Below are 26411 nucleotides of genomic sequence, written 5' to 3'. Positions count from 1 at the left end.
GCTGACACTGGACGAGATCAACCACGGGTTCGAGCTGATGCATGAGGGCAAGTCGATCAGGGCTGTGGTGGAGTTTTAGTACAGGCAAACGATCTGGCGCGAAACGCAATTCGTGATACGCTCCCGCCGCAACGCGGGGGCGTTATTCATGAAAGGGATTGCAATGGACGGCTTTGATCTTGGCACATATGCCCGACACATCACCACGGCGTCAAAGACGGCGCAACGTCACTTTGACACGGGTCTGATCTGGCTGTTCGGCTATAATCACGAAGCCGCCGCCGACTGTTTCAAACTGGCCATTGCGGCTGATCCCAAATGCGGGTTGGCCCATTGGGGCATCGCCTATGCCGTTGGGCCCAATTACAATAAACCCTGGGAGTTTTTCACAGCCGAAGAGCGGGTGAGCACGCTGCGCGAGGCGCATGACGCGCTGGCGCAGGCGCAAAAGCTCAAACCCGATCTTACGCCTGTCGAGGTTGCTCTGATCGAGGCGCTGGCGGACCGTTTTCCCGATGATCCGGAGATTGAGGATTTCGCGCCGTGGAATGACGCGTTTTCCGACGCGATGCGCCGGGTCTACGCCGATCACCCGAACGATCTCGACGTCATATGCCTTTTTGCCGAGGCGTTGATGAACCGGACGCCCTGGCTCTTGTGGGATCTGCCCAGCGGTCAGCCGCGCGAGGGGGCTTCGACGCTGGAGGCGCAGGCCGCGCTTGAGAAGGCCTTTGACACGCTCCCCGGCGCCTGGGATCACCCCGGCTTGCTGCATATGTACATTCACCTGATGGAGATGTCGCCGTTCCCGGAAAAGGCACTGCGCCAAGGGGACCGGCTGGTCGATCTTGTGCCCGATTCCGGGCATCTGGTGCATATGGCGACCCATATCGATGTGTTGTGTGGCGACTACCAGAACGTGGTGACACGAAATGCGCGCGCGGCAGAAATTGACCAGAAATACGAGGCCGTTGCAGGGGCGGAGAACTTCTACACCGTTTACCGCATTCACAACGTGCATTTTGAGGCCTATGGCGCGATGTTTCTGGGTCAGCCGGAAAGGGCGTTGCAGGCGTCCGAGCGCTTGATCGAGATGTTGCCCGACAAGGTTGTACGCTACCTGCCGGATCTCTTTGAGAGCTTCTGGGGGAAGAAAATCCATGTCATGATACGCTTTGGAATGTGGCAGCATATCATTGACGAACCCTTGCCCGAAGATGCCGAGCTCTACAGCTACACAACGGCGGCGATGCGGCAGGCGCGGGTGATTGCGCTGGCCAACCAGGGTCTCATTGATCAGGCACGACAGGAGCGTGACAAAGCCCTTTCCGCTATGGCGGCGATGCAGGACACCCGCATGGTTTTCAACAACTTCGGGTCAGATGTGCTGAAGGTGGGTGAGGCGATGATGGAGGGCGAACTGGCCTTCAAATCCGGCGATCACGAGGCCGGTATCGCGCATCTGCGGCGCTCGGTCGCGCTGGATGATGCGCTGCTCTATGATGAGCCCTGGGGCTGGATGCAACCCACCCGCCATGCGCTTGGCGCGCTGCTGATGGAGATGGGGCGCTTTGATGAGGCCGAAGCGGTGTACCGCGCGGACCTCGGCTTGGATGAGACACTGGCGCGGGCGTGCCAACACCCGCGCAACGTTTGGTCCCTGCACGGGCTGCACGAGTGTCTGGTGCACCGGGGTGAATTGACCGAAGCGCGGCACATCAAACTGCAACTGGATCAGGCGATCGCACGCGCCACCGTGCCAATCCGCGCCTCCTGCTACTGCCGCAGCAAGGCTCGCGCCGCCTGAAATGACCTGCCCTGTAGGGTTCTAAGACTTGCTGATGGGCTGTTGTGACGTTGCGACGTCGTTGCTGGCGGCGCGTGAATTTCGTAAATTGATGTTGAATTCGCGAGGATGAGATCGGCATGAAATTAACCGTGAATGGCACAAACCACGACGTGGATGTTGCCGACGATATGCCCTTGCTGTGGGTGTTGCGGGATACCCTTGGGATCACCAGCGTGAAATACGGCTGCGGCGTTGCGCAATGTGGCGCCTGCACGGTGCATGTGGGTGGGGTTGCAATGCGATCCTGTCAATTGGCCGCGGCAGACGTCGAGGGGCCGGTGACCACAATTGAAGGTCTCGGCACGCCCGAAAGCCTACATGCGGTGCAAGCCGCCTGGATCGATCATCAGGTCGCGCAGTGTGGATACTGTCAGTCGGGCCAGATCATGCAGGCGGCGGCTTTGCTTGATGCTGTGCCGGATCCAAGCGACGCTGACATCGATGCAGAGATGAGCGGTAACCTGTGTCGCTGTGGCACATATCCCCGCATCCGCGCCGCGGTAAAGACCGCCGCGCAAAATCTTCGAGATACATAACCTGTAGTTCATTCAGTGTGTTATCGACCCGCTTTCACTCAGCAGTCGATACCATGCCCAAGCCTGAAACCTCGCGCAGGGCATGAATGACATTTTCAACACCCTGGCCATGGCGCAGCGCTGTAAAGATGAAGGGCCGCCCCGCGCGCATTCTTGCCGCGTCCCGTTCCATGACCTCCAGCGATGCGCCGACATGCGGGGCCAGATCTGTCTTGTTGATGATCAGAATGTCCGACCGGGTGATGGCGGGGCCCCCCTTGCGGGGGATTTCCTCGCCCGCCGCCACGTCGATCACATAGAGCGTCACATCTGCGAGTTCCGGCGAGAAGGTCGCGCTCAGATTGTCACCACCGCTTTCGATCAGAATGGCGTCGACGTCCGGGTGTCGCGCCTGCATTTCCGCCACGGCGGCCAGGTTGATGGAGGCATCCTCGCGAATGGCGGTATGGGGACAACCGCCTGTTTCTACACCAATAATCCGGTCTTGGGGCAGGATTTGCAGGCGCATCAGCGCGTCCGCATCCTCCTGCGTGTAAATGTCATTGGTGATCACACCAATGGAGTGGCGTGGGCTCAGAGCGCGGGCAAGGCAGGCGGTCAGCGTTGTTTTGCCAGCCCCTACAGGGCCACCGATACCGATGCGCAGGGGGCCGTTTAGGTTTGTCATGTTCGAAACACCTTTGAATACTGGACCTCATGTTGCATCGCCGCGATGTCAGCGGCAAAGCAATGGCTATGAAGATCGTGAAGTTGCTCTGAAACAGCGGTCTTGGCAGTGGCCCTGATAAGAGGCGCGAGTTTGGCCAGCAGCGCCTGACCCTCGGTCTGGCCCAATGGCACCAGGCGTACCGCGGCGGAGATCAGATTGGCAGCGAATGCGTGCAGGTACATCTGCGCGGTCAGCTCCAGCGGGATCGCCTGCGCGCAGGCCGCCCGTCCGACAGCCACCGGATAAGTGCAGGCCCCGAGCTCCGTGCCCCAAACTGCGTCCACCGTTCTGCAAAACGCGGCCCCTTGCTGCTCTGTCTCCAGCAGGCGCTCCGCGCTGGCGGCAAAAGCGCGGGCGGTTTCATCAACCTGATGTAGTACATGAGGGTTAGCATGATAAGCACTTGATAAGATGATGGTATCAGATCGACCTCCTCCCTGGGAGATCAGGTCGGTGACCCATGTCTCCAGATCATCCACAGACGTAATCGCGCCGGTTTCAATGGCGGTTTCCAGCCCGTGCGAATAGGCAAATGCGCCAACCGGAAACCCCGGCGACAGCCATTGCGTCAGGGTCAGGATCGCGTCAGTGGTCATGGGCGTGTATGTGATCGTCTGGCCCGTGTTGGGCATCGTGATCATGACCGTGGGTCCGCCCATGGCCATAAGCGCCGCCTTCCGGTGTAAAGGGCTCGACCACCTCATGCACATGCGCGCCCAACTGCGTGAGCATCTGCGCGATGACGTGATCCCGCTGGATCAAAAGCCGGTTCTCCTCGATCTGGCAGGGCGTGTGGCGATTGCCGATGTGCCAAGCGATACGGTGCAGGCCGTGCCCGGTGATCTCCAGCAAGGGCTCAGGCGCGGCCCGTACCCCAATGAACCCGCCATCCGTTGTCTCCAACCTATCCCCATCCGCCAGCGAGGTCGTTTGGGGCAGATCGACAAGAACCTGCGCACCGCTTTGCGTGGTCAGCACCTTGCGGCGCAAAAAACGGGCATCATAGTCAAGCGTCACATGGTCCTGCACGGGCTGGCCCTGTGATGTCACCTTTTGAGCAGTTGGTATCATGTGTTACCCTCAGAACAGGAAGTAGCGCTGTGCCATCGGCAGCACCTCGGCGGGTTGGCAGGTGAGCAATTCACCATCGGCACGGACTTCATAGGTCTCCGGATTCACTTCAATCTCCGGCAGTGCGTTGTTCAGGATCAGATCCTTCTTGCCGATGTTCCGGGTGTTTTTCACCGCAATGACGTCTTTGCGCAGTCCCAGCGTGCCGCCGATCCCTGCGGCCTCTGCCGCAGCACTGACGAAGGTCACGGCAGAGCGCTCAACCGATCGGCCAAAGCTGCCGAACATAGGCCGCGTGTACACGGGTTGCGGGGTCGGGATGGAGGCGTTTGGATCCCCCATCTGCGCACAGACAATGGTACCGGCCATCAGCACCATTTCGGGCTTTACGCCGAAGAATGCGGTGTTCCAGAGCACGAGATCCGCGCGTTTGCCTTCCTCGATACTGCCAATCTCATGGCTGATCCCATGGGCAATTGCAGGGTTGATCGTGTATTTGGCGATGTAGCGGCGCACGCGCCTATTGTCGTTTTCGCCGGTTTCTTCAACCAGACGCCCGCGCTGTTTCTTCATCTTGTCGGCGGTCTGCCAGGTGCGGATCAGCACCTCGCCGACGCGCCCCATCGCCTGGCTGTCCGAGGCAATGATCGAAAACGCGCCCATGTCATGCAGGATGTCTTCGGCAGCGATGGTCTCGCGCCGGATGCGGCTTTCGGCGAAGGCCACGTCTTCAGGGATCGATTTGTCGAGGTGGTGACAGACCATGAGCATGTCGAGATGCTCTTCCAGCGTGTTGACCGTAAAAGGCCGCGTCGGATTGGTCGACGAGGGGATCACATTGGCGTCGCCGCAGATCTTGATGATGTCTGGCGCGTGGCCACCCCCTGCGCCTTCAGTATGAAAAGCGTGGATCGTGCGGCCCTTCATGGCGGCCACGGTGTTTTCTACAAAACCGCTCTCGTTAAGCGTATCCGTGTGGATCATCACCTGCACGTCCATGTCGTCGGCCACGCTGAGGCAGCAATCAATCGCGGCAGGTGTTGTCCCCCAGTCCTCGTGCAGTTTCAAGGCACAGGCGCCGCCCTCGACCATCTCGACCAAAGCTGCCGGTTGGCTGGCGTTGCCCTTGCCGGACACGCCGATGTTCATGGCAAAATGATCCACGCTTTGCAGCATACGCCCGATATGCCAGGGCCCCGGCGTGCAGGTGGTGGCCAGCGTCCCATGCGCGGGCCCGGTGCCGCCCCCGAGCATCGTTGTGACGCCGGAATGCAGCGCGTCTTCGATCTGCTGCGGGCAGATGAAGTGGATGTGGCTGTCAAACGCACCGGCCGTCAGGATCTTGCCCTCACCGGCAATGGCCTCGGTGCCGGGGCCCACGATGATATCCACGCCCGGCTGGGTATCGGGGTTGCCTGCGTTGCCGATCTTGTGGATGCGCCCGTCTTTCAGGCCCACGTCCGCTTTGTAGATGCCCGTGTGATCGACAATCAGCGCATTGGTGATCACCGTATCGACCGCACCGCCCGCGCGTGTCACCTGCGATTGCCCCATGCCGTCGCGGATCACCTTGCCGCCACCGAACTTGACCTCCTCGCCGTAGGTGGTGAAATCGCGTTCCACTTCGATGATCAGATCGGTATCGGCAAGCCGCACGCGATCACCGGTCGTCGGGCCAAACATGGCGGCATAGCTGGAGCGTGAGATTGTGGCGGGCATGGGTGTCTTCCTGATCAGTTTGTCTCGGTGAATAGGTGCAGGTCTTCGGTGCGGCGCTGCGTCAGCCGTTCGAGGCACATCAGAAACAGCTGGCTTGCCATCGTGCCACCGCGGGCAATCGTGGCCTCGGCGCTGCAGGCCTGATCGCGGAAGGTGATCCAGCTGCGTTGCGCATCGCGCAGGATTTCTTCGCTCGACGGCTCATAGCCGGGATCTGCCTCATCGCGTTCTCTGGCGGCTGCAACCGCGCGTTGCCATGTTTCGTTCAACTGCTTGTCCGCCGCCTCGGCGGCGCGGCTGGCGCAGCCGGTCATTTCCACTTGCGTGACGGGGTTTGTGCAATCAAGTTCCTGTGCACGGGCAGGGACCGCCACCCCATGGACAACCACCAGCACTAAGGCCAGCGTAGCAGCGCTGACCTCGGCCGGTGATATGAGATGCAAGATCCTCACTACACCATCGCAAAGATGCGCGCAGGACCGCCCGTGCCGCCCACATGGTTCGGTGCGCCGACGACCAGCGTGGCGCCCGCCGCAGGCACCTGATCCAGCCCGGCCAGGTTTTCAATACCGTAGCGACCAGATGGCAGCCACGCGTAATGTGTTGCGAAATCGGGCGAGGGGCCGTGGTCCAGCGACAGGGTATCCACCGCCATTGCCACAGCCGTGGTTTCCTCCAGCAGCATCTGCGTGGCTTCGATGTGGAACCCGGGGAAGTGTTTGACGTCGCTTGCGTCATTGCCCACATAGTCGGCGCTTGCGGTCTTGGCGGCCCAGCCGGAGTGCATCGCGATGCAAGCCTTGTCGGGGATCGCCCCATGATCGGCAATCCACGCCTTCAGATCGTCGGGCGTCACCTGAGCATCCGGGTTTTCCGCGGCCTTCGCGGCAATGTCGATCACGCAGAGCGGCACGACAAGGTCGCTGACGGGGATTTCATCCACTGAATTGCCATCCGCAGAGAAATGCAGCGGCGCATCAATATGGGTGGCGGTATGTTCATTGATGCTCAGGTTGAGCAGGTTGAAGCCATGTTCGGCAAAGTTGAATGGCTGCTCGGTCGAGATGCCCGGCACGCCAAAGAAGGTTGGGAATTCGGGGCTCAGCTTGTGGGTCATGTCGAAGACGCCGCCATGACCGGCCGCCAGAGCGGGCGGCGCCGTTGCGACCGTGCCCAGTGCTGCAGCCGCGCCGACGACAGCGCTGGTTTTGAAGAAGTCACGCCGCGACAGCATTCGTTCCTTCACCGAATTGATCACACAGATATCACACATGGTCTTTCCTCCTCCAAGGTTTGAACGATCACAGATCGCCCATGATGTGTTGGTTGAACCCAAAGACGCGGCGCGCGCCGGAGAGCGGAATGAGCTGCACCTCGCGGCGCTGGCCCGGCTCAAACCGCACGGCGGTGCCCGCGGCAATATCCAGCCGCATGCCCCGTGCCGCGGCGCGGTCGAAATCAAGCGCCGGGTTGCTTTCGGCAAAGTGATAATGGCTGCCGACCTGCACCGGCCGGTCACCGGTATTGGCCACCATCAGGGTGATGGCGTCGGCGCCTTCGTTCAGGGTGATGTCGCCCTCGGCGACCATGAGTTCTCCGGGGATCATCAGCGTCTCCTACCTGATCGGATTATGCACGGTGACAAGCTTGGTACCGTCGGGAAAAGTCGCCTCGACCTGTACATCGTGGATCATCTCCGGCACCCCTGCCATACATTGATCGCGGGTGATGACCTCTGCACCCGCCTGCATCATGTCAGCAACCGATTTTCCGTCGCGTGCTCCCTCAACCACGGCATCGGTGATCAGGGCGATGGCTTCGGGGTGGTTCAGTTTTACACCACGCGCCAGACGGCGCCGCGCCACTTCGGCAGCCATGGCGACCAGCAGTTTGTCTTTTTCACGGGGGGTCAGCTGCATGGCTTACAGTCTCCAGCTTTTGGGCAGTTGGTTTTGGGTCAGATCGTCGAGCATGGGCACCAGACGCCTGCGCAGATGAAAGCCGTCCTCCGCCAGCAGCCGGGCCACCAAGACGCCCGGGCGCAGCAGACTGACACCGCCGGTCGAGCCGATGAGGTCGCGCAGTGGGGCAACATGCGCTTCGGCTTCCGGTGCGACGAAGACAAGGCTGGCCATGGCGCGCGCGCCGCCCGCGATGGTCGGGCGATCAAGCTGTGCTGCGGCGTCGCCAGAGAGGCACACCCCGTCGCGGTAGATCACGGTGCCCTCCTGTCGGAGCGTGATCTGGTCCTCAAAATGGATGTCGTGGACATCTTCGCCCATCGCGCGTCTGCCAAAGAGCACCGGTTCGACCATCAGAAACCGCGACCCGGCGGCAATCTCCACCTCGAGGCGCCTGCGCAGGGCACTTCCCTCATAGAGGATGGTTTCCTGCGGCAGCCAGTTCAGACGGGCACCGCTTTCGACAGTCAGATGCGTTTCCAACTGGCCGGTTTGCGTCTGCTGGGCCCGGTAGGCGCGTTCAGCGGCCTGGGTGGTCAGTGTCAGTTCTGACCCTTCTCCCGCCGTGCCGGAGATGGTGAAGCTGTCACCGCCGGTGATGCCGCCGGCGGTGTTGATCAAGATCGCCTCAAGCGGGCCCGTGGTCCGGGGAAAGAGCAGTTTCAGCGCGCCGGATTGGCGCAAGCCGTCGATATAAGACCGGTGCGCACGCGTTTTGCTGGATACCATCGCGGCGCCGATGGCGCGCGGCTGGTCCAGCGATGTCGTGGTGCGCATGAGCAATTTCAGTGGCCTTCGGGCGTCAACTTTCCAATGGTTAATGTCACATGGGAATTGTCGTTTGACCATAGATGAGATCGATGATCTGCACAGCTGTCAGGATTTCCGCCTGTTATTTGTGCACCGCGTGAAGATTAACCCGCGTCACAGCGCGACGCATCACGTGCCACCGATCAGGCTGGGTTTGTCAGGGCCGTGATCGAGCCGCCAGATATGCGCCGCCATGGCTGGGGGAAAGGCCTGCGTGACAAGCGGGTCATGGCCTGGGACAATCAGCGTGGCGCGGGTGGCGAGCCGCGCCAACGTGTCGAACCCATCCAGCATGTTTTGCAGATCCACAACGATGGGGAAGGGTTTGCGCGCAAAGACATTTTCATAGTAGTGCGCTGCATCCGACGCCAGCACCAGCCACCCGGCAGAGGTGCGCACGCGCACGGCCTGCAACCCGCGGCTATGGCCGCCGATGCAATGAACCGTGACCCCCTCCGCAACCTCGCCATCACCCTCGTGAAAGATCACCTGCCCGGCGTAGAGGCGCGTGACCGCTTCGCAGATGTGCCCGGCGGTGAAGGGCATCTTCAGCGTGTCATGGCACATGCAGGGCCCGGTGGCATAGGCCATCTCCGCCGCCTGCATATGGAGTCTCGCATTGGGAAAGAGGTGCAACCCACCCGCGTGATCATAGTGCAGATGGGTCACGATCACGGTTGTGATATCTTCGGGCCTGAGCCCAAGCGGCGCAAGTGAGGCCGCCGGGTCCTGCCGGATCGGGCGGTCCCGCAGGGTCGCCTCCGCCGCATCATAACCGGTGTCGACCAGAATAACCTCTGCCCCCCGCCGCAATACCCACATGAAATAGTCCATTGGGTGCGGCGCATCGTGATTATCGTCGAAAATGAAACTCTCGCGCCGCGTGCGGCTGTTCCGGTCCGCGTATTTGATGGCGTAGACTTCCCAATCGCTCATTGCAGGACCTTTCCGTAGGTTTTCACGGATTTCTCCGCAATCATATCGGCGACGGTGGCGTCGAAAGATTTGAAATGCGCCGAAGCGAGATGCGCATCAAATGCCGCCGCACTGTCGTAAAGCTCGTAAAGGAAAACCTCGCCCGGGCGCGCCGGATCCGTTGCAATGTCAAACTGGCGACATCCCGGTTCCTCCCGCAGCGAGGTGGACGCGTTTTCTGTCATCAAGGGCATGAACGCCGCCAAATGCTCCGTTTTGATTGAAAAAGTGACGACAACAGCGAACATATCAATCCTTACTTGTAGATCGGGTCAGGCTTACGTATAAATTAATGCATACATTAAAGTGGCGATATATGTCATCCCCTCAGATGCTTTATTGAGACTGGATGCATAGCACACACCAAGAGGCGCAAAGATCAATGAAAAAGAATTATGACATCGCAGTCTTTCACGGCGATGGGATCGGCCCGGAGATCATGGCGCCCACGGTGAGTTTGCTGCGCGACCTGGCACAAACCTCTGGCTACCAGCTGGCGTTCACCGACTGTGCGGCGGGGGCGGCGCATTACGCGGAGACGGGGGACTCCCTACCAAATGCGTCGATGGAGACCGCACGGCAATCGGATGCGATTCTGCTCTCGGCCATGGGCTTGCCGTCCGTGCGCTATCCCGATGGCACCGAAATTTCGCCACAGATCGACCTACGCAAAGCGTTGAATTTGTTTGCAGGCGTGCGCCCTGTTCGCATTTTCCCGGGTCAAAAGACGCCGCTAAACATGCCGGAAGGCCGTGAGGTCGACTTTGTCCTGATCCGCGAGAGCACGGAGGGTCTCTTTCACACGCAGGGCTGTGGCGAGGTTACCGAGAACGAGGCCCGCGAAACCCTGCTGATCACACGCGAAACGTCGGAGCTCCTGTTCAAATTTGCCTTCGATCTGGCCCGCACGCGCAAGGAGACCGGGCGCAGCGCTGGCCGTGTGACCTGTGTGGACAAGGCGAATGTGTTCCGCGCCTTCGCCTTTTTCCGCGAGCTATTCGATGCCGAGGCGACCAGACATCCGGATCTGACCAGCGATCATGCCTATGTGGATGCGACCGCCTTGTGGTTTGTGCAAAAGCCGTGGGATTTCGATGTGCTGGTCACGGAAAACATGTTTGGCGACATATTGTCTGATCTTGGTGCCGGGTTGATGGGGGGGCTGGGCGTGGCGCCCTCTGCGGACATCGGGCTCAACCATGCGGTTTTCCAGCCCTGCCATGGGTCGGCGCCCGATATTGCCGGGCAGGGGATCGCAAACCCGCTGGCGATGATCCTCTCCGGCGCGATGATGCTGGAATGGCTGGGCCTGCGGTATGATCATGCGGTGATGGCCGCAGACGGCGTCCGGTTGCGCACGGCCACCGAAGCGGTGATTGCCCAAGGCACTGTGCTCACCGGGGATCTGGGCGGATCAGCGACGACGACCGAAGCTGCCACCGCCGTGGCAACGGCCTTGAGGGAGAGCTGATGTCTGATACTGCTCTTCGGGTCGCTTGCGTCGGTGCGGGGTATTTCAGCCAGTTTCACTACGGAGCCTGGGCGCGGTTGCCGGAGGTCACTTGTGTGGGATCCGCAGATCGTCAGATCGCAGCAGCGCAGGCAACCGGGGTTCCGGCCTTCGATGACCTGCACCAGATGCTGGCCGCGACCAGGCCGGATATCCTCGACATCATCCTGCCGCCGGTGGCGCATCGGGACGCGGTGCTCCTGGCGCTGGATGCCGGGGTCAAAACGATCATCTGCCAGAAGCCGTTTTGTCAGGATTTGCAGGAGGCCACATCCCTTACGGTTCTCGCCGAACACAGCGGTGCGCGGTTGATCATCCATGAGAACTTCAGGTTTATGCCCTGGTACCGCGCCATCAAGTCCGAGATTTCCAGCGGGCGCATCGGCACGCCGCTACAGGCCAGTTTCCGGCTGCGCCCCGGCGATGGGCAGGGTCCGGACGCCTATCTCGACCGGCAGCCCTATTTTCAGCAGATGCCGAAATTCCTGATCCACGAAACCGGGGTGCATTGGATCGACACATTCCGCTTCCTCTTCGGCAATCCCGGCGCGGTCTACGCGGATTTGCGGCAAATCAACCCTGATATTCGGGGGGAGGACGCGGGATTTGTTCTCTTTGATCATCCGAATGGGGTGCGCGCGCTATTTGATGGCAACCGGCATTGCGACCATTTGGCGGACAATCAGCGCCGCACCATGGGCGAGGCGCTCTTTGAAGGGACAGAGGGTGTCTTGACCCTGCTGGGCGATGGGTCGGTGAGATTGCGACCGCATGGCAGCATGGAGGTCGAGATGGTCCTACCGCCGGACACCTGGGAGGGGTTCGGCGGCGATTGCGTCTATCACCTGCAAAACCACGTGGTGCAAGGTGTACTGGGACGGGGCGCGTTCGAAAACGAAGCCCGCGATTATCTGGAGGTCATCCGTATCAAGAATGCGATCTACCAATCTGCTGAAACCGGTCAGAAAATTGAGCTGTGGTAGAGGATCCAGCGACCCATCAGATCATAATGGCGTCCCGTTTGCGGTTAATCTCGCGCAGCACGCTGTAGACCGTGGCAACAGATGTCTTCGCATTTCCTGCTGATGCGGCGTTGTCGATGGTCATCGCAAAGCCGCCCGCCGGGCTTGAAACCTCATAGGCGTGTTGGTTGCCGGTCGCTGCCGGATCGGCGATCAGCGAGACGCGCGTGCTGTCAAATCCTGCACCGGCAAGCGCCAGGGTCGCGGCGACATTTGCATTCTTGGGATAGGCCATCGCCGCCTCTCGGGCGGTGCCCTCAAAGAACACCTGCGGCGAGGTCAATGCCGACAGATCACAGACTTCTTCGGCGCGTGTCCCGGCCCAGGCTGCGGGCGGTTTTGTGCCCCGGTAGCTCACCTGCACCTCTCCTGCCAGCGCCAATGCTGCCAACAGGTCAATGCCGCCGATGGCACCGGAGGGCAGGGTCATCTGAGCGGATCCCGCTTCTGCAGCCAATCGCAACTGATCCGCCACCCCCTGATCCGCCAGCGCTCCGATCGAGACCAGCAGCAGATCGTGCCCCGCGCGCAAAATCCGTGGACCATGCTCCGCAACAACTTGGTGGCCAGCGCATTCCGCAACCAGATCAGGTTTTGCCTGCAACAGCTCATCGATGGTGCCGACGACGCTCGCCCGAGACGCGGCTTTGCTGAGCGCAGCGTCCTCTTCCAGAGCGGCCACGCGTGCGGGCCGCACAAGCACGGTCAGACGTGCGACCGGTCGGTGCGCCAGCCAGGCAACTGCCGTTTGCGCAATGTTGCCATATCCGATGATCGCCAGGTGCATAGAAAATCTCCATCCGGGGGCTGAAAACCTGTGTATCCGCAAATGCGCCGACAGGCGACGTGATTTGACCAGACCACCGGGGAACATGCGCAGCAATCCATGGGAGAAATCGTTTGTTCATTTGAGATATCACAAAAGGCGGCGACGAAGCCGATGCTGCGCTTACCAAGATCGGTGCGTTAAATGGCGGGAAAAACGCGTGTCTGGATGGCCGCCCGGGGTCTTCGCGCGCGCCGGTTTGTTGCTGCAGGTAGGGCGAGCTGCGGGGCTCATGACCAAAGCGCTGGGCATCTACCGTCGTGACATTTGTGCGGAATTTGCGCCAGGCATCCTCTGGATCACAGGCGAAAGCGGTGGTCATCCCATTGCATTGGCGTCGAAATCCGGCAACTTAGGCGCCGAAGACTTCTTTGCGCATGTGTTCAACGTTCTTGAGGCCCCATGACCGACGAAACCAAACTACGTGAACAAATGTGTTTGCTGGCGAAATCCCTCTTTGATCGGGGGCTGACCGGCGGCAGCACCGGTAATATTTCGGCGCGCACCTCGGATGGCGGGCTGCTTGTCTCGCCAACGGGCACCAGTTTCGGACGGCTCGATCCCGCGCGGCTCAGCCACTTCGACGCCTCGGGAACGCTCATTGGCGGCGACGCTCCGACCAAGGAAATGCCCCTGCATTCCGCCTTCTATGACACGCGCAAAGGTGCCGGTGCCGTGGTGCACCTGCATTCCTGCCATTCGGTGGCCTGGTCGATGATGCCGGGCGTGGATCCTGACAATTTCCTGCCGCCAATGACGCCCTACGCGATCATGAAACTGGGCAAGGTCAAGCTGCTGCCGTTCTTTCTGCCCGGCGATCCGGCGATGGGCGCGGCAGTGCGCGGGCTGGCGGGCAAAAGGAGCGCTGTGATGTTGGCCAACCACGGGCCGGTGGTGGCGGGCAAGGATGTGGAGGCGGCCTGCAATGCCATCGAAGAGCTTGAGGACACCGCGCGCCTGGCCATGCTGATGCGCGGATTTGATGCAAACATGCTGAGCGCCGCGCAGGTCAACGATCTTGTGACCCAATTTGACGTGGAGTGGGACGCATGACCCGATTTTCCGCCAACCTCGGGTTTCTTTGGGCAGACAGGCCGCTGCCGGATGCCATTCGCGCGGCCAAAGCCGCCGGGTTTGATGCGGTCGAATGCCATTGGCCCTATGCGGTTCGCGCCGCAGAGGTCGCCGCTGCGCTCGAGGAAACGGGCCTGCCGATGTTGGGGCTGAACACGCGGCGGGGAAACCTGGACACGGGTGAAAACGGTCTCAGCGCGCTTGTCGGTCGCGAAACGGAGGCGCGGGAAGCCATCGACGAGGCGCTGGAATACGCGCAGCAAACCGGTGCAGGTGCTGTGCATGTGATGGCAGGCTTCGCGCAGGGCGATGCGGCTGAGGCCTGTTTCACATCCGCCTTGAGCTATGCCTGCGCGAAAGCCGCCCCGCTGGGCATCACCATCCTGATCGAGCCGCTCAATCACTACGATGCCCCAGGCTATTTTCTGACAACGACCGAGCAGGCGCGCGACATCATCGAAGCGGTGGGCGCGGATAATCTGAAGCTCATGTTTGACTGCTATCATGTGCAGCTGATGGAAGGTGATTTGAGCCATCGGCTCGACGCCCTGCTGCCGATCATTGGCCACATACAGTTCGCCAGCGTGCCTGATCGGGGGACACCTGATCACGGCGAAGTTAATTTTGACCATATCTTCGAGGTTATCGCGGGATTGGGGTATGACCGCCCCTTGGGCGCAGAGTATAAGCCCACGGCGCCCACCGAGCAGACGTTGAGCTGGATGCAGTCGCTCAAGCGCTAAGATCGCGCGTTCGGAGAATCGCCCAGGCGATAAGTTTCGGCGGCAACAAGCGCGCCTGCAACAGCTGCGCCAGCGCGATTGCGGCGTGGACGATAAAAAATTAACGCATCTTTCCGCGCCGATCTGATGTCCATTGGTGAACTTCACTGGCGGATATTATCGCCCTGCCAAATTGCTCGCTTGATTTTGAAATCGGTCCGGTCACCGGGCGTATTCTTCTGGATGAGGTATAGCCTTTAAACCAATGAATTTTATTTTAATTGCATTTTGTTAGGAGTATTTCCATAGGTGAGAAACCCGACACGTTTGTCTGGACCTTCGCCTATAACCACGCTTCCGTCTGCGTTCCAACGCATTGCTGTGTCGCTGACGTTCTGCCGTATTTTCAGATGAGGTGTCGTTCAGAGGCCCTGGTGGAGCGGTGAAATAATTCCTTGACTGAAACACTTGCCGCCACGTTAACTTGAGGTTGAATAAGATCTAATTTTCAGACCGGTGGGGCGTTTTTAAGTGTATTCCTTGCTCAAAACATTTGCTCTCAAAGACATTCTGGAACGCGAGTTTATCCCCTTCACCGTCGCTCTCATTGTCGCACAGCTCTACTTCAAGTGGGGCAGTTTTGCGCTGGAACTGGTGGGGTTCATTTTTACTTGGTTGGTACTTGGTTTTGTCGCGCAGCTGATTTTGAGCGCATTTCGCAAATAACGAAGTACCGCCGCTGCCAGCTTGGGTGCGGCGTCATCAACTGCCTTTGAAACGGGCTGTTTTACACCGCTGGACCTGCGCCTCTTGATTTGGGGAAATCGCCATGGTGCGTCGGCCAACATCACGACCAGGGTTCACGCCGGGCGCTGCTGTCTCGGGCACGCGGCTGCGGGATCTGGGCAGGGTGCCCGGTGCCTCGGCCAGTTTTCGCAGACGATTTGAGAACATCCTCGACGAGGTCGGACGGCTGGATGACATTCGCATCGACGATCTGGTTATTGTGCGGGACAAGCCGCCGGTCTTTGAAGATCTGGGCGATTTCATCGGCAATATCGTCAAGCCCAACGACCTGACCGAGATACTGGGGTCGGTGATCACGCGGCCTGACCTGCCCAAAACCAATCAGCTGGATTTTGTCACCACATCCCTCATGGATCAGCTGCGCAAAAACCTCCCCGATGCATTGCCCAAAGTTCCGATCAAGACGGGTAAGAAGGGGGCTGACCTGCCGGTCACGACCAAGGGGCTGACGCAGCTTTTGCAACTGGCAGCGGTGCGGATCTGCGAGGATCAGGACAGTGTCATCTGGGACGATGGGATCAACCAGCTGGTTGTGCATGCATCGCAAATCCAGGCGACACTGACCGAGGGGCTGGTGCGGGTCGATATCAAGGTCGAGGCCGACAAGCTGCGTGCGACAATGCAAATCCCCTTTGCCGTAGGCAGCGAAGAGCGTCTGACCGGTCTGGTGATGGCCACAACGGACAGGCCCGCGGGCAACCCTGTCGTGGCGCAGGTCTGGGGCGAAGCGCTGATCGCGCTGGCCCATGGTGCCTTGATTTCTGCCAGTGAGAGCCTTGCGGGGGCCTCCGGTCGCGACGTGCAGAACCAGCGCCTGATTCCGCGCGCCCTCACGGCCCGGCGCGGCAGTCTTGTGGTGGAAAGCCAGGCCCGGTTTGTCTTCAAGGAGGATCTGCGATGAACGCCTTTTCGCCGGATGACTTTGGCGAAACCGCCGATCTGCTGCGTGCGTTGGGGCTGGTTGGTTCTGATGGCGAATTCAACAGCGACTGGCTGGGCGATCCCGAAGCCTACCTGAAAACAATGCTCGCCGATGATACGCAGCGCCAGGCGCTGTTTGATTTTGTCGCGACCATGCGCGGCGGCGAAACCGAACGGGACGCTGAAGATCGGCTATGGATCGAGCTCTTCTCCGAAGATCTGGGCGGCGGGTCACAGATCGGTTTCTTTGTCGTTGCGGACGACACCCCGGTTTCTGAAAACACGCCCATCGATGAGGTGCATCTGTTTCTGGGGGTGCGTTTCAATACAAGCGCGCCGCTGGCGGTCAGCCAATCCGCCCTGATGTTTCCCCTGTTTCGCGCGGCGAAAAGCGGGCCAGCGCCGTCCAGCCCCGAGCTGATCCGCCAGCGGGGCGGGTTCGTCGCGATCAGCAGCGAAGTCACCGTGTCCGACACCCCGGCGCCTCCCGGGGAGGCCCGTTTGCAGGCCGTCGGGTTGCGGCTGCTGATCCCCACCTTCGCCGCCGATGGTGATCCGAAGGTGGGCCTTAGTCTGCGCGGGCTGCAATTGCCGGGCGAGGCCACGGGGCGCGACCTGACGCTATCGCTGACCGACCCTGACAGCCTGCGGGATGCGGGGCTGGAGCTGATCATTGGGTTGCTGCAGGCAAAGGTCGGCACCGCAGCAGGGGCGCAAATTCAGGCTTTTGCCAAGCTGATCGGTCTGGATGGCGATCCGGTGATCCCATCCTTGCCGGTAGAGGATATCTTCAACCGCGGTCTCGATGCATTTGGCGACTGGTTGGCGCAGGTGCTGGGCGACGCCGCGCGGCGCGCGGCCTGGCTGCAGGCACTGGCGGACGTGTTTGGTGGTGGTGCCACGGTGCAGGGCCACGAGGTTTTGCTGACAGTCGATTCCGCGGTCGTCAGGATTGGCTTGCGAGCCGAAGCGGGCGCATCCGGCAAACCGACGCTCACGCTCACCACCGCATTTGGGCTGCGGGATGGCCCGGCGGAGGTGTCCCTGCGCGCGGATCTGGTGCGCGTCGATCTTGGCCTGGGCACCGCCGTGGCCGTGCCAAACCTCCGGGCAGAGGCGCGGTTTGATCTCTCAGGCGTGGTCATGCCCGACGTTTCGGTCGACACGCTGGTCGTGGGCTTCGGTCTCAACGCGGCGCGCAGGCCGGTGCTGGTGCTGGAACTGCTGGATGTCACCCTTTTCAGCACCACGCATCCACGATTGGATCTGACAAACCCGGAGGCTTTGGCCGCAACAGCAGCACAGGCGATCACCGACGCCTTGAGCGAGGTGCTGGGCACCCTTGGACCAGCCGGGGATCTGATCGCCATCATGCTGGGGTGGCAGGCCCCGCCCGGGGCCAGCGCGGGATATCCGCGTATTGATCTGCTGGAATTCCTCGGCGATCCGCTCGGGCGCTTGCGGGCGCATTGGGAGGCGGTGCTGAACAGCCACATCGCCGATGTGCCCGCCGTGCTGAGCAGTTTGCGCGAACTGCTCACCGGCGACGCAACGCCGGGGGCTGTGACCGGATCGGGTACGGATGCAGCACCTTGGGTCCTGCCACTGGTCGCAGGTCTGCACGTGGCGGTCTGGCGTGACGCTGCCGCGCGGCTGGTCATCGGGCTTGGATTTCTCAGACAGATCGACACATTGGGTGAGCGCTGCACGGTCCTTGAGACGCGGGTGCGCGCTGGCATCGTGGCGCTCGATCTGGACAGTGGTGCCGCCGGGTTCCTGCCGGAAGTCTCCGTGCGGGCTCTGGGCCGCGCCCGGGGCGGGGGACGGTTGCGCACCGATCAGGGTGGTTTCCGGTTCGAGGTCGATCACCTCGGCCTGCGCGCAGGCTGGACGCCGGATACCGGGCTTGATGTGGGCTATGAGGCACCCAAACCAGCGATTTACATTGACGGGCTGCAACTGCCGATCGACATTCCTGATTTTTCCGGCGGGGTGGCGCAGGCCATTGCATCGATCACCAATTCACAATGGGACGCGCTGGAACGGCTGCTGGCGCATCTGGCACAGCAGATCGGTCAGGACTGGCTCAACGATCTGATCGAAGCGGTCGGCTGGCGCAGGTCCGCGCCGGTGCTGGGCGATCCGCGGCGGCACCGTTTGCGGTTGGCAGAACTGATATCGGATACGGAAAATGCGCTGCGGAGCTGGCTCGCGCGCATTCTTGCGGACGCTGAGAGCAAGGTCGAGGAACAATTGCAGCCGCTGGCGCGGTTCCTGTCGGGCCGTCCCGAGGCGCAGTTCAACGTCAGTGGCACGGGCACGATCACCGACCCCTGGCGGATCAAGCTGTCGGAGGCGCCGAATATGCCCGCGATTGCGGTCTGGCGACAACCCGATGCGCCGCTGCCGACGCCCAATGGGCTCTTGTCCTTGCCGCTGCGACGGTGGCGTCCGGGGGATGCCGGGCTGGAGCCGGGGAAACTGGCGCAGGCCATCCTCAGCGAGTTTTCCCAGATCGCCGGACCCTTTGGCGCCGGTCTGGCGCAAGACGCCGTCAGCGCCGGGTTGCACGGTCTTGCAGGCCTATGGCAGGGCAGCGACGGGCAGGTCCGCGCGCCCGCTGTCGCCATTCCCGGGGCGACGGTGCATCTGATCCAGAACCAGACCGCAGCTGCGATTTTCGAGAGCCTTGATCTTGCCCCTATTGTCGGCGCGGCCCCTGCCACGCGGATCAACGTGCAGGTCATCCGGCCCGATGCACCCATGGACCCCGCGCTTGATCCCGCCCGTGTGCTGGACATGCGCGAGGCGGGGCGTGACCCGTTGGCGTTCACGCCTTTGTCGTCACAGGCGGGCACCTGGCATCTGTTGTTGGCCCCGCGCGATGCAGCGCGTTTGCCTTCGGGCGACGCGGATGGTGTGGCGGGGCAGGTGGCGCGGCTGCGTCACGGTCTGTCCCTTATGGCGGCACGGCCAGATGTCACCGTGGTTGCGGATGCGGCGGCGGCGCATGCCTGCTGGCTGGCGCTCGACGCCATGGGCAGCGGGATCAACCGGTTGGTGACAATTGGTCAGCCGGTCGTCGCCGAACAGGTGCCGTTGCCGCTGCCCGCGGTTGAGGCGGAGATGCTGCGCCGCCTTGCGGAATTCATGCCGGAGGAGGACGCGGGCGAGCTTGATGATGACGACCTTGCCCGCGCCCGGCGGCTGATCGCGGGATACCTCGGTGATCGTGCCATGGCTGTGGCCGATCTGGCGCTGCCTGCGGGCTGGACCGGCACCAAACGCGGCGATCTGGCGCTGCACCTTGTCTACGGGGCGCTGGATGCGGATACAATCCGATGCGCGCTGAGCGCCACGGTTGCATCGGGTCTCAGCCTCAATGCCCAGACGCGGAGCACGCGCCGTGAGCTGCAGGAAATCACATCTGCGTCTTTGGGGGCTTGGGTGCCGCTTTCCAGCGCGCCCGCGGCCACGGGACTGGTGGTGCAAGGGCACGGTTTGGCCGAAATCGTCGGCGTCGATCTCGAATTTGGGTCCGGGGCACCGGCCATCGCCCCGCGACAGGCGCGCACCATCACCGCTGCGCTGGAACTGCGCCATAGCAGCGGGTGGCTGATCGGCGGGCCACAGGCCGCGCCGCTGCCGCTTGATCTGGAGCTGCGCTCCATCGAGATCGATCTGAGCCTTACCCTGGGTGGTGCGGCGGACCCGGCCCTGAACCGCGCGCAGATTACTCTGCACGGCGTGCGCATCCATGATCGCAGCTTCCCACGGCTTGTGCTGTCGCCCGGTCTTGCCGATGGTGATCTAGGCATCGAAGGGCTGGCCGCCCCCAGCACGCCGGAAATTCAGGATTTGCTGTCCCAGGTGTTCACCCAACTGGCGACCGCAGCGGATCCGGCGCTGGCCAAGGTTGCTGACGCCCTGCGGGCAGCAGGCGTTCTCGGGGCGGGCGACGGATTGGACCCGCTGTCGCTGTCCAACTGGTTGGATGATCCCGCGGCGCGCCTGCAGGATCTGCTGGCCGATCCTGCGTTGCGCAACCGTCTGATGACCTTGATCGCGGATATCACCGGGGACACCACGGGCATCAGCTTCGACCCGGTGGCGCGGCAGATGACGGTGACGCTTTCAGGGGCCACCGGCATGCCGGTTTTCTCGGAATGGGCGGTGTCCGGAAAGATTGGGCAGGCGGGTGTGACCGCAGCGGCATTGCGTCTTGGCGCAGAGGAGGAGACGCACGTCAACGTGCCCCTGGCCCCCTTTGCGGCCACCTTGCATCTGGGCACCGCAGAGGCCGAGGCATTGGGCGGCCTGCCACCCAGCGTGCCGCTTTGGCCTGCGCCGGATGTGATGCGGCTGGCGCAAACGGCCTTCCCGGCCATGGCGACCACCGCGCTCGCGCGCATCCTTGAAGGGGTCCGACAGTCCGATCCCGGGGTGCGCCCAATCATCGACGCCGCCCTGACCGGTCTTGGGCTGCTCGACAGCTCAGGCGGTACCCCGCGCGTGGTGATCCCGCCGCTGATGTTCCTAAACCCCGGTGCGTGGTTGCGACGCGGGACGGTGCTGGGCACGCTTGATGGGAAAACGGTGCAGCCTGACCGGGTGATCGCGCTGATTGATGCGCTGAAACCTCTGGTGGGGCTCTCAGGGGCACCCGGAACCTGGGAAATCGCGCCCGGCATCGGGGTGCGCGCCCGCAATGCCAGCGGTCTGGTGCTCGAATTCACGCTCGACCCGACGCTCTTCATGCCAGCGGCGGATGTTGATTTTGGTGGCGCCGTCGGCATCCATATCGACCTCGATGGCCGGGTGCTGCCCGCCATCGCCGTTTTTGTCGGGCTGAGCGGTGGCACGGTCGGACAGCGCGCGGTGCATCTGAGCGTCGCCAGCGGTGCCGTCAGCCTGTTCATGCGCGATGGCGCAGGCACCGATCTGGAAATATACCCCAACCCGGCGGGCCTTGCGCAACTGGCCACCGCCGGGGTCACCGCGGCCTTGCCAGCAGCGCTGGATGCCATCGTCGCGACGAACACGCCCGCGGGCAATCTGATCGCCGATATCGGTGATGCGCTGCTCCTGCGCCAGGGGGGCAACTTCGACGGGCCCGCGATGGTGGCCTGGGTGACGGACCCGGCCGGAACGCTGGAGACTCGCTGGCCGCAGCTCATGGCATCAGGGCTCCTGCGCCTGGATGATGCCCTGCCTGACGGCGTGTCGGTGGTCCCACTGGGCGTCGGACCCACCCCGATGAATGCCGGTGCGCGTCTTGAGATCGCCGATGCCGGGACACCCGGATCAACTCTGCATGTGACCTTCCACGCCAGCCCCATTTCGGTCGAGGTGGGCGCGAATATTCTGCTTGTGCCCTTTGCAAACACCGTCTCTGCCGCGCTGCGCTTTGACGCCACCGGGGTTGCGGGGATGCAGGTGGGCGTGGGGCCCGCGACCATCCCATTGGGGGGCGGGATCGAGCTCTATCCGGTTTTCGCGCTGGAAGTGGGCAGCACGGTGGCGGTGCCGTCGGTGTCCATCGGGCTGGCGGTTGATCCAGAAAATAGCCAAGCGCTGACGTTGCGCTATGATTTCGAAACCAACCTTACCCCTGGAAAATTCGACCTCGGCTTCGGCACCAATACCCCCGATGAGATCGCCAGCGGCATCATGCATTTTGCCATCGATCTGGTCGGCACCTTCCTGCTGGAACTGCCACCGGTCAGGGAGGTGCTGGACAAGCCCATCGGCGCACCGGCCAGGAACCTCAAGCTCGAAGACATGCTCACCGGTGTGCTGCTCAAACCCGGCGGTGGGCTTGATGCCGATTTCTTCCGCGTGATCCTGCGCGAGGATGAGGAGGCCTCCGATCTGCTGGAGGATAAGCTGGCGCGTGTGATCACGCTGATTGACAACATCGCGGATGCCGAACCCACCGTTACCATTGATGGCGCGCTTGATATCGGTCTCGCCAAACCCGGCGGTGTCGTCGGGTTCAGTCTGAGCGTCAGGGATCGTCTGCCCATCGTCGAGGGTGACATTGCGCTTTGGCTGGAGAACGACAGCCGCTGGATCATTGGCGGGCCCACCGCGGGGTTGAAAATCGGGCTGCTGAAACTGGGCATGGGCGGCCTCGATTTCGAACCGACGCTGTCAGTCGATGGGGTTGGTCTGAGGATCGGTCGGTCAAACGCGCCGCTGCTGGATAGCCCCATTGCGATCGGGTCGATTGCCCTGCACGGCTTTGCGCGTCTGTCCAGTACCGAAAAGCTGGGTGGTGCGCAGGTGCAGCTCTCCGATCTGGCCGTGGCGGTGGGCGGCGAGACCGGTAGCGAGGAGGGCGGCAATGCGGTTGCCGAGGGCATGCTGGCCGAGACAAATGAGGGCGACGCGGCCCTTGCTCCCGCCTTCAGCCCCGCGTTTTCCGTGCAGTCCAAGCCTGGTGGAGACATCGCATTCCGCTTCAGCGCAGGTGACGGTGACGGCCCCTGGTGGCTGCCCATCCGCAGCCAGTTCGGTCCGATCTACATCGACCAGATCGGCCTCGGTTCGCAGATCGCTGATGATACGCTGCAATCCATCTCCCTGCTCTTTGATGGCAATGTCTCCATCGCCGGGCTGCAGGCCGCGGTGGATGATCTGGAACTGCGCTACCGGCTTGATAGCGGCGGTATTTTTGACCCGGCCTCCTGGGCGGTGGATCTTGCGGGGCTTGCGGTCTCGGCGGATATGTCCGGCGTGGTGCTGGCGGGGGGGCTGCGCAAATTCGAAACCGATGTCCCGGTTACCACGCCAACGGGCACGGAGATGGTCAAGAGCATCGATTACATCGGCATGCTGGCCGCGCGCTTTGGCACCTACGGGCTGTCGCTCTACGGCGGTTATTCGGCGGTCAAGGGCGACGACCCCTATACGGCGTTTTTCGTCTATGGTGCGGTGCTGGGCCCAATCGGTGGGGCACCGGCATTTTTCCTGACGGGCATCGGCGGTGGCTTCGGGATCAACCGCGATCTGATCCCGCCCACCAGCCCGGGTGATTTCGACGAATTCATCATGATCCAGGCGCTGGATCCCGCGTTCAGCCCGGGCGGCAACCTGTCGGAGGATCTGATGGTCATCCGCGGGAATTTCCCGGCAAAGAAAGGCAAGTTCTGGTTCGCGGCAGGCATCAGCTTTACCTCTTTTGCGCTGGTCGACGGCATCGCCGTGGTCGCGGTGGAGTTCGGGCAGGGGTTCGAGCTGTCGATCTTCGGGCTGGCGCGGATGGCGCTGCCCCGGCCTGAGGTGGCGCTGGTCTCCATCGAACTGGGCCTGCTGGCACGTTTCTCCACCGAAGAGGGCGTGATCTGGATACAGGCGCAGCTCACCGATAACTCCTGGCTGCTTCACAAATCCGCGCGGCTGACGGGGGGCTTTGCCTATGTCAGCTGGTTCAAAGGCGATAAGGCCGGGCAATTCGTCCTGACGCTGGGCGGCTATCACCCAAGCTTTCAGCGTGACGGCTACCCGGTGGTACCGCGCCTTGGCTTCAACTGGTCCGTCTCCAGCAACATCGTCATCAAGTCGGAGACCTATTTCGCCCTGACCTCCGAGGCGATCATGGCAGGCGGCCTCTTTGAGGCCAGTGCAAAATTTGGGCCCGCCTTTGCGCATCTGAGTTTTGGCGGCAACGCCATCGTCTATTTTGACCCCTTCAGCTATGAGGCCGACGCCCATGCGCGGGTCTCGGCAGGCATCCGGATCAAGACCTTCCTGGGCACGATCAAGCTGTCCTTCAGCCTTGGCGCCTATATCGAAGTGCGCGGCCCGGAATTCCACGGCACGGCACGGGTCGAGGTCGGCCCCATCGACATCCGGGTCCGCTTTGGCGACAGCAGCCCGGTGCCAGCACAGCTCATCGCCTGGACGGCCTTTGCCGAGAAATATCTGGAACTTGCCCCCGGCAATCGCGCGCGGGCGATGAGCGGCATCGCCGGAAAAGGGGCCATTCCACCGGCGTCGGAGGATGGTGACGAAGCGGGCAGCGCCGATGGTTCCATCGCGCATCCTTTTGATGTCACTAGCGAGTTTGAGCTCTCCTTCACCAGCACCATCCCGCTGACCGGCATCGATTGTGACGGGATCGGGGTGCCCACAGGGGCCAAACCGAACCTCGGCGTGGCGCCCTCCGGCAAGACCGTGGATGACATCATCCTGACCATGCGTCTGACGCGCATCGATGGTGGTCCGGCCTCTTTGAACGCCCCGACCAAGATCTTCCCGACCGCGCGCCAAACCGGGAAATTCCCCATCGGGGTCTGGGGGCCGCCACAGGATACCGATGCCAAGAAACTGCCCAAGGGCGATGTGATTTCCGCCACCGAAGGGATCGATATCAGCTTCAAATCGGTGCGCTCCAAACGCATCCCCAATGATGCATCGGGCGGCGTTGCCTTTGAGCAGGTTGAACCGGGTGACCGCAAACCACTGCCCCTGCGTGCGGCGGGGTCGTTGCGGGCGGCCCTCGTGCGCGAGGCGCAGGAGCAGCGGGCCTTGCTCAACGCGATGGGGGATCAGAAAATGCCCCGGATTGCCGCCGATTGGCATGGTGCTGCGCGTCAGCCAACAGCGAAACGGTCCTGGGCGCGCGAGCGTGCGGCACCGATGCGCGTCGGGCTTTTGTCGGAGCGTATCGTCGGGTCCGCCGCCGCCGGGCGCAAACGTGTGGTACCGAAGAAGGGGCTGACAACCAGGACGGTGAGTTTTGGCAAGGCCCGGTTGCGTGGCTATATGGTGCAGCCATCGCGCGCGGCGCGCGGGACGGCCATCGATGCGGTCACAAAGGTCACGCGCGTCACGGCCAATAGCGAAAAATACCAGCGGATCGCACCGCCCGTGGTGGCCGGGACCGCTCAGGCGTCCCGCACCGCACCGGTTTTGCTGCGCGCGCAGATCGGGGCACCCAAGATCGACAAGACGCTGGTCGCTGCTGCCACTGTTCCGGAAACACTGTCGCCCGTGGCCGCATTCTCCGCTGGCAGGACGGGCGCGGGGGCAGTTGACAGAAAAACACTCGCAGCCGTCGAAAACATGGTGCAAGCGGGGGCGGCCCGGCACGGGGACAGCCGCGCGCTCAATGCTGGCGAAATCGCGGTCTACGATCTGCCGGGCGCAAACGGAACGGTGCGCTTCCCGACGGCTGGCGAATTGAGCATCAAAGGGGCCGCGCGTCTGGTGGTCATCGGCGCGGCAGGTCAGGTCATATTGAACCAGCTTGACGCCAGCCGGGTCAAATTGCCGTCTGAAAGCCGTTCTTTCGCAGTGCTGGCGGGCGAAGAACCCGCGCCGGGAGACATCGCGGGATGGCTGGAGACCACGCAGGTTGCCTATCTGGGCCGGGGCATGGCGCGCTGTTCAGGCGGATTTGTGCGGGCCGAGGGGGCCAGCCGCGCCCGCGCCGGCAAACGCGCAGGCTGCGGATGGATGCAGGCGCGCGATCTGACCGATCAAACGGCCCTGGTCGAAACTAGCTTCGACCGTGGCGCGCAGAGCCTTGCCATCATGATCGAGGGCACGGTCGACCCGGCAGATCTTGAGACCCTGGCGGTGCATTTTGATGGCATCGAGGCCTCGGATGCCGCGCCGCAGCTAGTGCCCTTCGACGGCAAAACGCTGATTGTCTACAGTCTGAACGCCAAAGCCGACAGGCCGTTTTCGGTTAGCCTGGGCGGGCGCACCGACGACCGGCTGGATGGCATCATCGCGGGCCGGATCACGGCGGATCAACTGATTGCGCGGCTCTTGAACAACGCCATCCGGCTCGATCTCGAAACGCTGTCGGGGCAGAGCACCAAGACTGTAACCGCTGCCTGGAAGGCCCCCGGCAATCTGCGCGTGACGCAGGCAGAATAGGAAAAGCA

At 62.2% G+C, this 26411-nt stretch carries 22 protein-coding genes; 10 read left to right on the top strand and 12 right to left on the bottom strand.

The genetic code is table 11. The features are described 5' to 3' along the window. Positions 1-148 precede the first annotated feature (148 nt). Both Q1A63_RS10910 and Q1A63_RS10905 read left to right on the top strand, forming a co-directional pair. Complete coding sequence (locus Q1A63_RS10910; RefSeq protein WP_298970505.1) at positions 149-1807, top strand: hypothetical protein; 1659 nt, start codon at positions 149-151, stop codon at positions 1805-1807. A gap of 119 nt (positions 1808-1926) precedes the next feature. Continuing rightward, positions 1927-2385: a (2Fe-2S)-binding protein gene (locus Q1A63_RS10905; protein WP_298970507.1), complete on the top strand. Its 459-nt coding sequence runs from the start codon at positions 1927-1929 to the stop codon at positions 2383-2385. 34 nt (positions 2386-2419) lie between these two features. On the opposite strand, the gene ureG is transcribed toward Q1A63_RS10905, so the two are convergent. The 11 genes from ureG to Q1A63_RS10850 form a co-directional block, all read right to left on the bottom strand. Next, a complete protein-coding gene (gene ureG, locus Q1A63_RS10900; protein WP_298970509.1) occupies positions 2420-3052 on the bottom strand; it encodes an urease accessory protein UreG in 633 nt (210 codons plus the stop codon). Next, entirely contained in the window at positions 3049-3690 is a 642-nt protein-coding gene (locus tag Q1A63_RS10895) for an urease accessory protein UreF (RefSeq protein ID WP_298971563.1), read from the bottom strand. The genes ureG and Q1A63_RS10895 overlap by 4 nt, the downstream gene beginning before the upstream one ends. Beyond that, entirely contained in the window at positions 3680-4165 is a 486-nt protein-coding gene (gene ureE, locus Q1A63_RS10890; RefSeq protein WP_298970511.1) for an urease accessory protein UreE, read from the bottom strand. Before ureE ends, Q1A63_RS10895 begins: the two co-directional genes overlap by 11 nt. 9 nt (positions 4166-4174) lie before the next feature. After that, a complete protein-coding gene (gene ureC, locus Q1A63_RS10885; RefSeq protein WP_298970513.1) occupies positions 4175-5884 on the bottom strand; it encodes an urease subunit alpha in 1710 nt (569 codons plus the stop codon). A 14-nt stretch (positions 5885-5898) separates the two neighbouring features. Continuing rightward, positions 5899-6336 (bottom strand): lysozyme inhibitor LprI family protein, encoded by a 438-nt coding sequence (locus Q1A63_RS10880; RefSeq protein ID WP_298970515.1) that lies wholly within the window; start codon positions 6334-6336, stop codon positions 5899-5901. Continuing rightward, on the bottom strand, positions 6336-7157 hold the full coding sequence (locus Q1A63_RS10875; protein ID WP_298970517.1) for a cyclase family protein: 822 nt from the start codon (positions 7155-7157) through the stop codon (positions 6336-6338). The genes Q1A63_RS10880 and Q1A63_RS10875 overlap by 1 nt, the downstream gene beginning before the upstream one ends. Before the next feature lie 28 nt (positions 7158-7185). Then, positions 7186-7491, bottom strand: a complete 306-nt coding sequence (locus tag Q1A63_RS10870; protein WP_298970519.1) for an urease subunit beta — start codon at positions 7489-7491, stop codon at positions 7186-7188. 9 nt (positions 7492-7500) lie between these two features. Further along, on the bottom strand, positions 7501-7803 hold the full coding sequence (locus tag Q1A63_RS10865; protein ID WP_298970521.1) for an urease subunit gamma: 303 nt from the start codon (positions 7801-7803) through the stop codon (positions 7501-7503). Between the two features lie 3 nt (positions 7804-7806). Further along, a complete protein-coding gene (locus Q1A63_RS10860) occupies positions 7807-8622 on the bottom strand; it encodes an urease accessory protein UreD (protein ID WP_299631520.1) in 816 nt (271 codons plus the stop codon). Positions 8623-8784: 162 nt separating this feature from the next. Further along, entirely contained in the window at positions 8785-9591 is an 807-nt protein-coding gene (locus tag Q1A63_RS10855) for an N-acyl homoserine lactonase family protein (protein ID WP_298970524.1), read from the bottom strand. Next, positions 9588-9878, bottom strand: coding sequence for a putative quinol monooxygenase (locus Q1A63_RS10850; protein ID WP_298970526.1), 291 nt, complete (start codon positions 9876-9878; stop codon positions 9588-9590). The genes Q1A63_RS10855 and Q1A63_RS10850 overlap by 4 nt, the downstream gene beginning before the upstream one ends. A 134-nt stretch (positions 9879-10012) precedes the next feature. Here Q1A63_RS10850 and Q1A63_RS10845 point away from each other — a divergent pair, with 134 nt between their 5' ends. Together Q1A63_RS10845 and Q1A63_RS10840 are read left to right on the top strand one after the other, a co-directional pair. Further along, complete coding sequence (locus Q1A63_RS10845) at positions 10013-11101, top strand: isocitrate/isopropylmalate family dehydrogenase (protein WP_299631517.1); 1089 nt, start codon at positions 10013-10015, stop codon at positions 11099-11101. Next, positions 11101-12123, top strand: coding sequence for a Gfo/Idh/MocA family oxidoreductase (locus tag Q1A63_RS10840; protein ID WP_299631515.1), 1023 nt, complete (start codon positions 11101-11103; stop codon positions 12121-12123). The genes Q1A63_RS10845 and Q1A63_RS10840 overlap by 1 nt, the downstream gene beginning before the upstream one ends. 16 nt (positions 12124-12139) lie before the next feature. On the opposite strand, the gene Q1A63_RS10835 is transcribed toward Q1A63_RS10840, so the two are convergent. Further along, positions 12140-12949 (bottom strand): aspartate dehydrogenase, encoded by an 810-nt coding sequence (locus Q1A63_RS10835; RefSeq protein ID WP_299631513.1) that lies wholly within the window; start codon positions 12947-12949, stop codon positions 12140-12142. A gap of 199 nt (positions 12950-13148) precedes the next feature. On the opposite strand from Q1A63_RS10835, the gene Q1A63_RS10830 reads away from it, so the two are divergent. The 6 genes from Q1A63_RS10830 (at position 13149) to Q1A63_RS10805 (ending at position 26403) form a co-directional block, all read left to right on the top strand. Beyond that, positions 13149-13394 (top strand): nucleotide-binding domain containing protein, encoded by a 246-nt coding sequence (locus Q1A63_RS10830; RefSeq protein ID WP_299631511.1) that lies wholly within the window; start codon positions 13149-13151, stop codon positions 13392-13394. Further along, positions 13391-14041 (top strand): aldolase, encoded by a 651-nt coding sequence (locus Q1A63_RS10825; protein WP_299631509.1) that lies wholly within the window; start codon positions 13391-13393, stop codon positions 14039-14041. The genes Q1A63_RS10830 and Q1A63_RS10825 overlap by 4 nt, the downstream gene beginning before the upstream one ends. Beyond that, on the top strand, positions 14038-14805 hold the full coding sequence (locus tag Q1A63_RS10820) for a TIM barrel protein (RefSeq protein ID WP_299631507.1): 768 nt from the start codon (positions 14038-14040) through the stop codon (positions 14803-14805). Before Q1A63_RS10825 ends, Q1A63_RS10820 begins: the two co-directional genes overlap by 4 nt. Before the next feature lie 519 nt (positions 14806-15324). Beyond that, positions 15325-15510, top strand: a complete 186-nt coding sequence (locus Q1A63_RS10815; protein ID WP_298970540.1) for a hypothetical protein — start codon at positions 15325-15327, stop codon at positions 15508-15510. A gap of 103 nt (positions 15511-15613) precedes the next feature. Continuing rightward, complete coding sequence (locus tag Q1A63_RS10810; protein ID WP_299631504.1) at positions 15614-16492, top strand: hypothetical protein; 879 nt, start codon at positions 15614-15616, stop codon at positions 16490-16492. Continuing rightward, positions 16489-26403: a DUF6603 domain-containing protein gene (locus Q1A63_RS10805; protein ID WP_299631503.1), complete on the top strand. Its 9915-nt coding sequence runs from the start codon at positions 16489-16491 to the stop codon at positions 26401-26403. Before Q1A63_RS10810 ends, Q1A63_RS10805 begins: the two co-directional genes overlap by 4 nt. Positions 26404-26411 lie beyond the last annotated feature (8 nt).

The organism is uncultured Roseobacter sp., assembly GCF_947499265.1.
Classification (GTDB): domain Bacteria; phylum Pseudomonadota; class Alphaproteobacteria; order Rhodobacterales; family Rhodobacteraceae; genus Roseobacter.
The sequence above is the reverse complement of the archived record's forward strand: the minus strand, read 5'-3'. Positions and strand labels throughout refer to the sequence as shown.